Annotated in this window: 12 protein-coding genes; 2 read left to right on the top strand and 10 right to left on the bottom strand. The window is 58.6% G+C overall.

The features are described 5' to 3' along the window. Positions 1 to 84: 84 nt before the first annotated feature. On the top strand, positions 85 to 585 hold the full coding sequence (locus tag RVM24_RS04280; RefSeq protein WP_431475005.1) for an Lrp/AsnC family transcriptional regulator: 501 nt from the start codon (positions 85 to 87) through the stop codon (positions 583 to 585). Here the strand turns inward: RVM24_RS04280 and RVM24_RS04275 are convergent. Continuing rightward, positions 573 to 1,196, bottom strand: coding sequence for a TetR/AcrR family transcriptional regulator (locus tag RVM24_RS04275; protein ID WP_431475004.1), 624 nt, complete (start codon positions 1,194 to 1,196; stop codon positions 573 to 575). The two genes, RVM24_RS04280 and RVM24_RS04275, sit on opposite strands and share 13 nt — an antisense overlap. Before the next feature lie 125 nt (positions 1,197 to 1,321). On the opposite strand from RVM24_RS04275, the gene RVM24_RS04270 reads away from it, so the two are divergent. Further along, positions 1,322 to 3,055, top strand: a complete 1,734-nt coding sequence (locus RVM24_RS04270) for a proline--tRNA ligase (RefSeq protein WP_431475003.1) — start codon at positions 1,322 to 1,324, stop codon at positions 3,053 to 3,055. Positions 3,056 to 3,118: 63 nt separating this feature from the next. Here the strand turns inward: RVM24_RS04270 and murB are convergent, their stop codons facing one another. The 9 genes from murB to RVM24_RS04225 all read right to left on the bottom strand — a co-directional run bounded on the left by murB (position 3,119) and on the right by RVM24_RS04225 (position 12,025). After that, positions 3,119 to 4,150 (bottom strand): UDP-N-acetylmuramate dehydrogenase, encoded by a 1,032-nt coding sequence (gene murB / locus RVM24_RS04265; protein WP_286921738.1) that lies wholly within the window; start codon positions 4,148 to 4,150, stop codon positions 3,119 to 3,121. Continuing rightward, positions 4,147 to 4,626 (bottom strand): low molecular weight protein-tyrosine-phosphatase, encoded by a 480-nt coding sequence (locus RVM24_RS04260; RefSeq protein ID WP_058089572.1) that lies wholly within the window; start codon positions 4,624 to 4,626, stop codon positions 4,147 to 4,149. The genes murB and RVM24_RS04260 overlap by 4 nt, the downstream gene beginning before the upstream one ends. Beyond that, on the bottom strand, positions 4,619 to 5,404 hold the full coding sequence (gene kdsB / locus RVM24_RS04255) for a 3-deoxy-manno-octulosonate cytidylyltransferase (RefSeq protein ID WP_106695577.1): 786 nt from the start codon (positions 5,402 to 5,404) through the stop codon (positions 4,619 to 4,621). Before kdsB ends, RVM24_RS04260 begins: the two co-directional genes overlap by 8 nt. Before the next feature lie 26 nt (positions 5,405 to 5,430). After that, positions 5,431 to 5,619, bottom strand: coding sequence for a Trm112 family protein (locus RVM24_RS04250; RefSeq protein ID WP_011785222.1), 189 nt, complete (start codon positions 5,617 to 5,619; stop codon positions 5,431 to 5,433). Further along, positions 5,612 to 6,673 carry a tetraacyldisaccharide 4'-kinase gene (gene lpxK / locus RVM24_RS04245; protein ID WP_230712456.1) on the bottom strand — a complete coding sequence of 354 codons (1,062 nt, stop codon included), beginning with the start codon at positions 6,671 to 6,673 and terminating at the stop codon, positions 5,612 to 5,614. Before lpxK ends, RVM24_RS04250 begins: the two co-directional genes overlap by 8 nt. After that, on the bottom strand, positions 6,670 to 8,442 hold the full coding sequence (gene msbA, locus RVM24_RS04240) for a lipid A export permease/ATP-binding protein MsbA (protein WP_106695575.1): 1,773 nt from the start codon (positions 8,440 to 8,442) through the stop codon (positions 6,670 to 6,672). The genes lpxK and msbA overlap by 4 nt, the downstream gene beginning before the upstream one ends. Beyond that, positions 8,439 to 8,864: an ExbD/TolR family protein gene (locus RVM24_RS04235; protein ID WP_058089567.1), complete on the bottom strand. Its 426-nt coding sequence runs from the start codon at positions 8,862 to 8,864 to the stop codon at positions 8,439 to 8,441. Before RVM24_RS04235 ends, msbA begins: the two co-directional genes overlap by 4 nt. Before the next feature lie 5 nt (positions 8,865 to 8,869). After that, positions 8,870 to 9,496, bottom strand: coding sequence for a MotA/TolQ/ExbB proton channel family protein (locus tag RVM24_RS04230; protein WP_058089566.1), 627 nt, complete (start codon positions 9,494 to 9,496; stop codon positions 8,870 to 8,872). 72 nt (positions 9,497 to 9,568) lie between these two features. Next, a complete protein-coding gene (locus RVM24_RS04225; protein ID WP_431475002.1) occupies positions 9,569 to 12,025 on the bottom strand; it encodes a DNA internalization-related competence protein ComEC/Rec2 in 2,457 nt (818 codons plus the stop codon). Between the last annotated feature and the right edge of the window lie 54 nt (positions 12,026 to 12,079).

The following is a 12,079-nucleotide window of genomic DNA, read 5'->3' as shown; positions in this document are numbered from 1 at the left end:
CAAACGACGCTATTTGGTTGCTATTTTAGCTCAAAACGACTATCCATAAGCTAATTATTGCCAGCTTAAATGGATTAACGACATATGATTGCGGACAATGAAAAGACACTGGTCAGAATTGACAAAACTGACCGGAAAATCCTGGAACAATTGCAGAAAGACGGATCACTGACCAACCAGCAACTGGCGGAGAAAGTCGGGCTTTCACCCTCCCCCTGCCTGCGTCGGGTACGGGCGCTTGAAGAAGCGGGCATCATCGTGCGCACCGTGACCATTCTGGACCACAAGAAACTGGGGTTATCGCTGACCGCCATCATCCTGATCGGCATGGACCGCCATACGCCAGAGCGGTTTGCCGCTTTCGAGGAGCAGGTGGCGGCCTTTCCAGAGGTTCAGGAGTGTTATCTGATCACCGGCCAGACTGCCGATTACATGCTGAAAGTCGTGGTGCCAGACATGGATCATTACCACCAGTTCCTGCTGAACCGCATTACCCGTATCCAGGGGGTCAGTGGTGTGCACTCCAGCTTTGTACTGCGGAGAGTGATCGACAGTACCGCCCTGCCCCTGGGTTATCTTTCCTGACGGGCCAGCTCTGCCAGGTAAGCCCTGGCCATACATTTCAATTCCACCACCAACTGCTGGCCCTGTTCGTCCGGCAGGGTGGCCGCAAGCCTGAGGATGGTTCCGGCAGATCGTGGCAATAACAGGCTGGCGGTCCAGCTGCGTTCTTTCGGCAGTGCCGGGTACTCCTGCTGGAGCCTGGCATCCAGGTCTCGAGCGTTGCTGTAGAGTTCCCGCAGGTCCAGCTCCCGAAGTTCTGGCATGGACTCGACGCCGCTCCAGATTGCCGAATAGGCAGGTTCGGTGCGGTAGAAGTCGTAGAACTGATCAATCAGCACGTCCACGGCGTCATGCAGGCTCAGCTCTGGCAGCTTTTCCCGCATCGCGGTTTCCATTTTCTCGACATGCCCCTCAGCAATGGCATGAACGATGGCCGCCTTGTTCGGAAAATATCGGTATAGGGAGGCTAACGACATGCCAGACTGCCGGGCAATGGCAGACATACTGGTGCCATCCACACCATTCTCATGAAAAATGGCCGCGGCATGGCTGAGGATATTGCTCACCCGCTCCCGACTGCGCGCCTGAACCGGTCGCCGGCGAGGTGTTACGTCGATAGATTCGTTAGTCATCATCTGTACCTTGTGAAGCAGGCTCCGTACAATAACGTCCACTTTACGACAAAGAAAGGCAGAAGCAGGCCAGATGCCCTGCCAATTAGTCTTAACCCCCACTTTTCAATAAAGCGGAAGACACGATGCGAGCAAGCCGTTACCTGATTGCCACCCAGAAAGAGACACCTTCAGATGCAGAGATTATCAGCCATCAGCTGATGCTGCGCGCCGGAATGATCCGGAAGCTGGCCGCCGGCCTCTACACCTGGTTGCCCATGGGCCTGCGCACCCTGCGTAAGGTGGAACGAATTGTTCGCGAAGAGATGGACAAAAGTGGCGCCCAGGAAGTTCTGATGCCAGCGGTACAGCCTGCCGAACTCTGGCAGGAATCCGGTCGCTGGGAGCAGTATGGTGGAGAACTGCTGCGCATGAATGACCGCCACGGCCGGGACTTCTGCTTTGGCCCGACCCACGAAGAGGTCATCACCGACCTGATCCGCAACGAGCTGAAAAGCTACAAGGAACTGCCGGCTAACTTTTATCAGATCCAGACCAAGTTCCGTGATGAGCGCCGCCCCCGCTTCGGCGTTATGCGTGCCCGCGAGTTCATTATGAAGGACGCCTACTCCTTCCACCTGAACGCAGCTTCGCTGGATGACACCTACCAGGTCATGCACCAGACCTACTGCAACATCTTTGATCGCCTCGGGCTGGATTACCGGCCGGTGCAGGCGGATTCCGGTGCCATTGGTGGCAGTGCCTCCCACGAGTTCCATGTGCTGGCATCCTCCGGCGAAGACGCCATCGTGTTCAGTACTGAAAGCGATTACGCCGCCAACATCGAAAAAGCCGAAGCCATTGCCCCTGCGGGCGAGCGCCCGGCGCCCGGCGAGGCCATGACCGAAGTGCACACGCCAGGCCAGAAAACCATCGAAGCCGTTTCCCAGTTCCTCGGCCTGCCGGCAGAGCGCAGCGTGAAGACCCTGCTGGTCAAAGGTGAAGCCGACGAGAACGGCGAGTCCGGCCTGGTTGCACTGATTCTCCGGGGCGATCACACCCTGAATGACATCAAGGCAGAAAACCTGAACGGCATTGCCGAGCCGCTGACCATGGCCACCGAAGAAGAAATCGAAAAGGCCATTGGCTGCAAACCCGGCTCTATCGGCCCGGTCAACCTGGCTGTGCCTGTGATCGTCGACCGCAGCGCTGCCCACCTTGCAGACTTCGTGTGTGGTGCCAACAAGGACGACTACCACCTGACCGGTGTTAACTGGGAGCGCGACGTACCCCTGGGCCGGGTAGAAGACCTGCGCAACGTGGAGGAAGGTGATCCCAGCCCGGATGGCAAGGGTACCCTGGAGATCCGCCGTGGTATCGAGGTCGGCCACATCTTCAAACTGGGTAACAAGTACAGCTCCGCCATGAACGCCACCGTTCTGGATGAAAACGGCAAGACGGTGATCATGGAAATGGGCTGCTACGGCATCGGCGTTTCCCGCATTGTGGCCGCGTCTATCGAACAGAACCATGACGACAAGGGCATCATCTGGCCAGACGCCATCGCTCCGTTCCAGGTGGCCATTGTTACTCTCAATGCCCACAAGAATGCGGTAGTGGCCGAAGCTGGCGAGAAACTATACAGCCAGTTGCGCCAGGCGGGTTACGACGTACTGCTGGATGACCGTAACGAACGCCCGGGCGTGAAGTTCGCCGATATGGAATTGATGGGCATTCCTCACCGGTTCGTGATTTCAGAGCGCGGGCTGACCGCCGGCACCCTGGAGTACAAGGGCCGCCGCGATGAAGAGAAACAGGACATCCCGGTGGAAGAAGCGCTGGCGTTCCTGGTGAAAGCCTCCCCGAAGGGCGGCCTCTGAGGCCGCTCGATCATCGCTTGGGCTGCCTGCAAGGGCAGCCGGGCGGTTTTCTGACCAGCCACTCTAACGGGCGCCAACGACCCCCGGTTCCATTTCAAGCTCAACCCCGAAGGTTTCCTGCACAGACCGGCGCACCTCGTCCGCCAGCGCCAGCACCTCGGCACCAGAGCCCCCCGAGTGGTTGATCAGGACCAGGGCCTGGCGGTTATGAACACCCACCCGGGTATTGCGAAAGCCTTTCCAGCCAGCCTGGTCAATCAACCAGGCCGCAGCCAGTTTGACACCCTGCTCTACCGGATAGAACACCACGTCGGGAAAGCGCTCCTGCAACCTTTCAAACGCCACCTGATTGATCACCGGATTCTTGAAGAAGCTGCCCGCGTTAGGCAAGACGGCGGGATCCGGCAGCTTGCGGTGCCGCACCGCCATCACCGCTTCCGCAACCTCCAGAGGCGTAAGGGCGTTGATATCGGTATCCCCGAGATAATCCTGAAGATCCCGGTAATCCAGCTTTAATGGCAAGGATCGGGAAAGCTTTAGTCTAAGCTCAAGGATGATGTAGCGGCCAGGCTGCCGTTTGAACAGGCTGTCACGGTATCCAAACTGGCAATCGCCGGCGGCCAGGGTAACCACACCCCGGGTAACACGATCCAAAGCTGTCACACTTACCAGGGTATCGCCAAGCTCAACACCGTAGGCACCAATGTTCTGCACCGGCGCAGCGCCGGCAGTGCCGGGAATCAGCGCCAGGTTTTCTATGCCCCGGTAACCCGAACGGGCAGCGTATAAAACCGCCTCATGCCAGTTCTCACCAGCGCCCAGAACCAGTACGGCGTCGTCACCGTTTACTTTTTCCCAATGCCGGCCCCGAATCTGTATGTGCAGGACGGCACCGTCAAAATCGCCGGCAAACACAAGGTTACTGCCACCGCCGAGAATCAGGGTGTCCAGATCTCGGGCCTCAGCCCAGGCCAGTGCCGCGGTCAGGTCATCCACGCCGGCAATCCGGATCAAATAACGAGCCCGTGCCGCAATCGCGAGTGTGTTCAGCTCACGCAGATCAGCATGCTCGGTGACCCTCAGCGCGCCATTCAAGCCAATCGCCCCCGGATATCCTCCAGTAAGCCTTGACTGGCTTCGTGAATCAGGTCAAGCACTCGTTCAAAACCGTCCTCACCGCCGTAGTATGGATCCGGCACCTCGGCCTGGCCGGACTCACCAAACTCAAGAAAAAGGCGAGGTTCGGTGCCGCCATTCTGGTGCCAGATATCCCTGACATCGGCCAGGTTCTGCCTATCCATCACCAACACGTAATCAAACCGGTCCAGGTCTTCAGCCTTGATCTGCCTGGCCCTAAGGTCACTGATATCAACACCGCGACGGTCTGCCGCCGCCATGGCCCGGGCATCCGGTGATTTACCAATATGCCAGTTACCGGTGCCACAGGAGTCAATGTGCAGGTGTTCTGTCATTCCCTGCTCAGTGACCAGTTGCCGGAACACCCCTTCCGCCGTTGGCGAACGACAGATGTTACCCAGACAAACAAACAACACACTGACCTGGTCAGGCATAACCTCCTCCTGCTTCTATCAAAGCCCGCACCCGGGCCAGATCCTCTTCGGTATCGACGCCCGGTGCGGGCGGTCGATCAGCAATATCCACGTGGATGTGAGCACCGTTATACAAGGCCCGGAGCTGTTCCAGCGCTTCCACCTGTTCTGTCGGTGCCGGCGGCCAGCTGACAAACTGGCTGAGCACACTGGCACGGTAGCCATAAATGCCAATGTGCCGGAAGTAACCAATGCCTTCGGGTAAGTCTACGTCCGCCACCGACGCGTTGGCGGGCCAGAAGTCCCGCGCCCAGGGGATGGGTGCTCGACTGAAGTAGTGCGCCATGCCCCGGCTATCGAACACCACCTTCACCACATTCGGGTTGAATACCTGCCGGGCGTCGTGGATACGCTCGCACAGGGTGGCAATGCTGGCTTCAGGGTAGTAGTCGAGATTATCGGCCACCTGGTTGATCAGCGCCGGCGGTATCAGCGGCTCGTCACCCTGGACGTTAACCACCCGGTGGTCCGGGTCCAGCCCCAGTTTTCGGGCAACCTCCTCAAGCCGGTCCGTTCCACTGGCGTGGTGTGGTGACGTCATGACTACCTCGGCACCGAATGCCTGGCACGCTGCCTCAATGCGCTGATCGTCGGTGGCAACCACGACCCTGCTCGCCCGACTTTCCTGGGCGCGTTCACATACGTGCTGGATCATCGGTTTGCCGGCAATCATGGCCAGAGGTTTACCGGGTAACCGGCTGGATGCGTAGCGGGCGGGGATGACAACGGTAAATGACATGCTGATGCGTCCTGCTGGCGGGTGTGTCAGTGCTTATCAAGCCGTTCGTCAGTACTCAGGGTACGGGCCTCTACGGCCAGCATGACAGGAATTCCCTCACGAATCGGAAACGCCATGGCGTCCTGGTAACAGATCAGCTCGGTACGGGCATCGTTGAGCTTGAGTTCACCCTTGCACACCGGGCAGGCAAGCATGGCCAACAGTTTCTTATCCATGGTTGGTTCTCTCAGTATTTTGTTGATGCAACTGCCCAGAGCATGCCCTGAGCCGTTCCAGAAAGCGATGTTCAAAAGGTTCCGACAGACAGGCATCCACCGTCAATACCCAGGCGTTGTCGGGGGCAAAACCCTGGCATTTGACCGCATCTTTCGCGGTCATGACCAGCCACTCGCCAGCGCTGGAACCAAGGTCTTCCGGGCGGAAGCGGTGATGATCGGGAAAAGCCGCTTCGGTGACCTGTGCGCCCAGGTTCCTCAGTGTGTCAAAGAAACGTCCCGGGTTGCCTATTCCGGCAACCGCACGCACTGACCGGCCCCCGAGTGCTGAGGGCGCCAAAGTCTCCCCGGAGTTCAGGTTCACCAACGACGCCGGCTGCAGTGACATGGCATGGATCTCGGGGTGCGCAACGCCGGCAAACTCGTCGATCTGCTGACCCGACGGCGGGAACGCTTCACCATTGAGAATCACAAAATCCACACTCGAGAGCCGTGTTACCGGTTCGCGCAGGGGGCCCACCGGAATCAGGGCACCGTTACCAATGCCCCGGCCGGCATCGAAAACCGCCAGTTCAATATCCCTGGGCAAGCGGTAATGCTGCAAGCCATCATCACAGATCAGGACGTCGCCGAGTGCCTGCTCCAGGGCCCAGTGCCCACCGCGACAACGGTCGGGATCGACCACCACCGGGCACCCCGTGGCCAGCGCCAGCATCAGCGGCTCATCACCGCAGACCGATGCCGGCGTGGTGTCTTTTACCAACAGAGGATAATGATCGCTTTTGCCGCCGTAGCCCCGGCTCAGGATAACCGGATGCCAGCCGTCCTGCTTCATGCGTTGCACCAGCCGGGCAGTCAGGGGGGATTTGCCGGTACCACCTGCGGTGATATTGCCAACCACTACGACCGGCACGGGTAAGCTTTCATTGCGGGCCTGCCAGGCTTTCCGGCGTTTCGATTCAGACACCACACGGTACAGCCAGGCCAATGGACCGAGGATGGCCAGGGGCTTGCCCTGGCCATACCATAAGCGGTCAATGCGGCTGCTGCTCATGCATGCTCGCTGAACTGGATCTGATGCAACTGGGCATAGGCGCCATCTGCCGCCAGCAATTCCTCATGCGTGCCGGATTCGACAATATGGCCTTTGTCCATCACCAGTATCCGGTCCGCCTTTTCGATGGTGGACAGGCGGTGGGCAATGACCAGCGTCGTCCGGCCTTGCATCACCGTCTCAAGGGCTTCCTGAATATGCCGCTCCGACTCTGTATCCAGTGCCGAGGTGGCCTCATCAAGGATCAGGATCGGGGCGTTCTTCAGCAGTGCCCGGGCAATAGCCAGGCGCTGGCGCTGGCCGCCAGACAACATCACACCGTTATCCCCGATCATGGTATCCAGGCCTTCCGGCATCCGGTCGATAAACTCCAGGGCATGAGCCTTGGCGGCGGCTTCCCGGATTTCTTCACGACTGCAGTTGCGCAAGGCACCGTAGGCGATGTTGGCGGCAATGGTGTCGTTGAACAGCACCACGTTCTGGTTCACCAGAGCAATCTGGGAACGCAAACCCTTGAGCGAGAACTCCTTGAGAGACCTGCCATCGATTCGGATGTCACCCTCGGTGTACTCATAGAATCGGGGTAGCAGGCTGACCATAGACGATTTACCACTGCCCGAACGGCCGACCAGTGCCACACTCTGCCCGGCCGGCACGCTCACTGAAATGCCGTCCAGGACATTATCCAGTTGATCACGATAGCGGAAGCACACCTTATCGAACTCAATATGGCCTTCCACACGCTCTGGGGTGTATTCGCCGCGATCTTCCTCTGGCTGCTCGTCCATGGTTTCAAACACGTCATAGGCCGCAGCCACGCCCTTCTGAATCTTGGCGTGCACCGAGGTTACCTGGCGAATGGGCTTGGCCATGGTCGTCGCCGCGGTAATGAAGGCGATTAACTGGCCGGTACTCATCTCACCACGGATTTCCGGAGACAACATGGTCCAGACCAGCGCGGCAATGGCGATAGCTACCAACACCTGGATGACCGGCACGCTGATGGCCTGAGTAGAGGCCATTTTCAGGCTTTGTTTGAGGTTCTGGTCGCTGACTTCCCGGAAGCGTTCACGTTCGTAGTCTTCCCCCCCAAAGGTTCGCACCACCCTGTAACCGGAGATGGATTCTGAAGCCACATGGGTGATATCACCCATCGACCCCTGAATACGCTTACTGATTCGGCGAAAGCGCTTGCTGGCGTAATTCACCACCAACCCGATCACCGGCCCCACGGTCAGGAACACCAGGGTCAGCTTCCAGTTGGTATACAGCATAAAGCCAAGCAAGCCGACGATGGTCAGGCCTTCGCGGAGGGTGATGGTGATGGCGTTGGTTGAGGCCTCGGCCACCTGCTCCACATTGAAGGTAAGCTTGGACACCAACCTGCCCGAGGCATTGTCATCATAATACCGCGACGGCAGTGTCATCAGGCGATCGAACACATCATTACGGAGGGCATTGATGACCTGCCGCCCGACGTAACTGATGAAGTATTGACTGAAAAAGGTGCCCACCCCCCGCAAGGCGAAAATGCCGACAATCAGGCCCGTCAAGAACAACCGGTTCTGATCCGTCGGATTCTCAATGGCGGTAATCACATACTCCATGGCAGCCGCCATGCCTGTGGAGGCCGCAGCATAGATAATGTTCCCCAGCACCGCCAGGGAGAACGCGAACCAGAAGGGTTTCACGTAGGCGAGCAATCGCTTGTAGGTTGCCCAGCTTCCGGTTGGCGGTACCTTCAGAGGTTCCGGCCTTGCATCGATCACGGATTCTCAGCCTCCCGCTCTGTGGTTATGCTCAGTTTCGCAAACCCCAGGCGGCCGGCCACATCCATGGCGCGCACAACGTATTCATGGGGAGTTCTGGCATCGGCCGTAATGATAAACGGCAAGCTGTTGTCTCCCTCAGCTAATTCCCTGACACCCCGCTCAAGGGTTTCACGCCGATTATTGACCAGGGTCCTCTCGTTCAGGATGTACTGGCCCTCAGCATTGATCACCACATCGATCTGTCTTACCTCAGAGGGCGAAACCGGTTCGCCGCTCGCCTCGGGTAAATCCACCTGCAGGTGGCTTTCCCGGGTAAAGGTGGTAGACACCATAAAGAAAATCAGCAACAGGAACACCACATCGATCAGTGGCGTCAGGTCAACCCCGACCTCCTGGCTTCTCTGGCGCTTGAACTTCACGGTGTTCAGGCTCCTTCCACGTCGATTTCACGGTCGCCATGAACCACTTCCACCAGCTTGATGGCTTCCTGCTCCATGTTAACGACCAGCTCATCAACGCGACGAATGAAGTAGCGATGACAAATCAGGGCGGGAATAGCCACGCTCAGGCCCGCGGCCGTGGTGATCAGCGCTTCCGAAATACCGCCAGCGAGATTACCGGCGTTACCCACGCCCGCCAGCTGAATCTCCGCAAATACTTTGATCATACCGATCACCGTGCCCAGCAAGCCCAGCAGCGGAGTAATCGTGGCAATGGTACCGAGGGGGTTCAGGAAGCGTTCCAGATCATGGATGACCTGGCTGGCTTCGTGCTCAATGCTCTCTTTCATGATCTCCCGGCCGTGCTTGGCGTTGATCAGCCCGCCAGCGAGTATACGGCCCAGGGGTGATGAGCCCTGAAGCGCCTTGAGCTTGCGCCCGTTCAGTTCTTTTTTCTTGATCCAGCGCCAGAGTTCGTTAATCGATTGCGGGGGCGCTACCCTGGAGGCTCGCAGAGTCCAGAATCGCTCCAGAACAATGGCAAGCGCCAGGATGGAACAGGCAACAATGGGCACCATCAGGATGCCACCGGCTTTCAACAGCTCGAACACGCTTGATCTCCCTGATTAATTACAAGCCGCGCTACTTTAGCATAGCTGCCGGTTCAGGCCACACCCGGAATGTCACGGTATTTTACATTGGTCACGGGTCAGCCCCGGCCCCTGGATCCAAAACGGAACAGTGTGGCGTAGCTCACTGATTTTCGGGCCATGCTTACTCAAGGTAATGACGATCTCTCCGGAGCAGGCGGTATTGAGTGGGCGAGCATTCGCCAGCTGGTACCGGGCCACCACATCAGGATGGGGGTGCCCGTATCTATGCCGATAGCCCGCTGTGTAGATTACCCAGTCGGGCGCGACACGATCGATCCACGGTGCAGAGGACGATGTTTTGCTGCCGTGGTGCGGCGCAAGAACCAAGCGGAAATCCACTGCCTTGCGCAACCACGGCACCGCGCCGGGGGCAAGCATCTCTGCCTCTACCCGCTTACTGATATCCCCTGTGAGTAGCACGTCAGAACCGCTTGCAGGATGGTGAACCCGGACCACACAGGATGCATCATTTCCGGAGTGGTCGGCTTGGGACTGCCAGAATTCGAACACCACCCCATGCCACTCGAACGGCTCTGACCGACACTGTCCTACCGATTTCCCCGGCACTTCGTCCAGAATCCCGGCCACGACTTCCGGCTCACCGCTCTGTATCTGCCCCACCTCTACGGCTTGTACCAACTGTACCAGGCCACCGGCGTGGTCACTGTCACCGTGGCTGATTATCAGACGATCAAGTTTGTTAATCCCCAGGGCCCGGAGGTTCGGAAGCAGTGTCGAGTCAACAGCCGAAAACACACCCCGTACTTCCGGCCCTGTGTCGTAAACCAGTGCCTTGCGCCCCACACGCACCAGAACAGACAGACCCTGGCCGACATCCCAGACACGAATTTCCGGCTCCACCACCTCTGGGTTAATGGCGGCAGGCCTTGTCAGCACCGCCGTGACCGCCCAGGCCCCGACTAACGCCACGGTCATCAGGCGAAAAACCCTGTCAGGGAAACGCAGCAGCAGAACGACGACAGCCGCCAACAATGCCAGCAAAAAGGGTGATGCCTCTGGCGTTAATACGGACACTGGAGCCGCCAGTTGCTCCACCCACTGCAGCCAGGCCATCAACGGGCCCAGTACTGCATCGAGCAGCGAACTTACCCAACCCGTCACCGCGCCACCAGACACCAGCACCAACAAAGCACCTGCGAACAGCACCGGCATCACAACCAGCGATACCCAGGGAATCGCCACCAGGTTTGCCACCAAACCGGCCAGCGGCTGGCTTTGCCCAAGCCCGGACAACAATGGCCACAAGCCCGCAAAAACCGCTACCTGTGCCAATACCAGGCCCTTGAGCCAGCCGGGGCCTGCCAGGCGCCCGCTGAATATCGCCAGCAAAACTGCCACCGCACCAAAGGACAACCAGAACCCCTGATCCAGCGGCGCGAACGGGTCAAGCAACAGCACCAGAAGCAAGGCTGAGCAGAATGGCCGCCAGACACTGGCCTCGCGGGCCAGAAGCAGATACCAGCCGCCAACCAGAACCATGATCAAGGCTCGGCGGGTTGGCACGGTAAACCCGGCAACCAGTGCATAGAACAGGCAACACAGGATAACCAACGCAAAGCCTGCGATTCGCCTGCGCCGCTCATCCAGCCAGTGTGCCGGCACTGACATGGTGAATCGGCGGGCAACCAGGCCGGCACCAACCGCCACCAGTCCCAAATGCAATCCTGATATTGCCACCAGGTGAATCGTGCCCGTCGCCCGAAGCGTTTGCCAATGCCGATCAGTGAGATAACCGCGGTGGCCGATCAGTAACGAGGCAATCAATGGGTATTCACTGGCATCGGAAAAATGCCGATGAACCTGCTCAGCGACTGTTTGATGCCAGGCGTGGTACCGGCAATGCCAGCTACAATGAACATCTTGGTCCAGGGCGACCGCCCGAACGCTTCCGGTTGCCCGGTAACCTTTCCTGAACAGCCAATCCTCATAGCGAAACCCCTCGTGATTCAGGTTGCCGTGCGGCCGTTTAAGGACCACCTCAAGCCTCAGCCGATGGCCGGGCAGCGCCTGATCATTCCGGCCATACCAGGAAAGGCGAATCCGGCCGGGTAGCAGCTGGCCGGCACTCTGCTGAACTTCTTCTGCCCAGCTGACACCACAAATACTGAAGCGCAAGCTGTCGAAACTGCCGGCTTGTGGTAGCTCACAGACATAACCGGACAGTTCCACGCGCTTGCCTTCGATGTCACCCGGCAAGCGTTCCGCTAAGCGGGCTTCTGAATGCCAGCTTGCCCAGGCCAGCCCCAGTAAAACCAGCACCAATAGCAGGATAATACGCTGCAGGACTTTCTGCCTGGCCAGAACGGAAATGCCCACGAGCAATAATCCCGCCAGAAACAGCCACCCGGGCGGTGGTAAAAGCGTTAGTTGATACAGTAAGATAACGCCGCACGAGAACGCGACAATGCCGGGCGCGCCGACTACGCTGTGTTCAGGCGTTTGGTGAGTATGAATCAGACCGGACAATCCTTGTCCTCCAGTGCATTAGCCCGGCGCGCTCAGGGTGCCGGAAGTTATCCA

Origin of the sequence: Marinobacter sp. KM021, assembly GCF_050707965.1 — a bacterium.
Taxonomy (GTDB): domain Bacteria; phylum Pseudomonadota; class Gammaproteobacteria; order Pseudomonadales; family Oleiphilaceae; genus Marinobacter; species Marinobacter shengliensis.
This window is presented reverse-complemented; position numbering and strand designations above follow the sequence as displayed.

What these genes read in the sequence shown, in the direction of transcription:
- RVM24_RS04270 (WP_431475003.1), top strand. Translation starts at nt 1,322, where the DNA reads ATGCGAGCAAGCCGTTACCTGATTGCCACCCAGAAAGAGACACCTTCA.
- RVM24_RS04280 (WP_431475005.1), top strand. Translation starts at nt 85, where the DNA reads ATGATTGCGGACAATGAAAAGACACTGGTCAGAATTGACAAAACTGAC.
- kdsB (WP_106695577.1), bottom strand. Translation starts at nt 5,404, where the DNA reads ATGTCATTTACCGTTGTCATCCCCGCCCGCTACGCATCCAGCCGGTTA.
- lpxK (WP_230712456.1), bottom strand. Translation starts at nt 6,673, where the DNA reads ATGAGCAGCAGCCGCATTGACCGCTTATGGTATGGCCAGGGCAAGCCC.
- RVM24_RS04260 (WP_058089572.1), bottom strand. Translation starts at nt 4,626, where the DNA reads ATGCCTGACCAGGTCAGTGTGTTGTTTGTTTGTCTGGGTAACATCTGT.
- RVM24_RS04275 (WP_431475004.1), bottom strand. Translation starts at nt 1,196, where the DNA reads ATGACTAACGAATCTATCGACGTAACACCTCGCCGGCGACCGGTTCAG.
- RVM24_RS04250 (WP_011785222.1), bottom strand. Translation starts at nt 5,619, where the DNA reads ATGGATAAGAAACTGTTGGCCATGCTTGCCTGCCCGGTGTGCAAGGGT.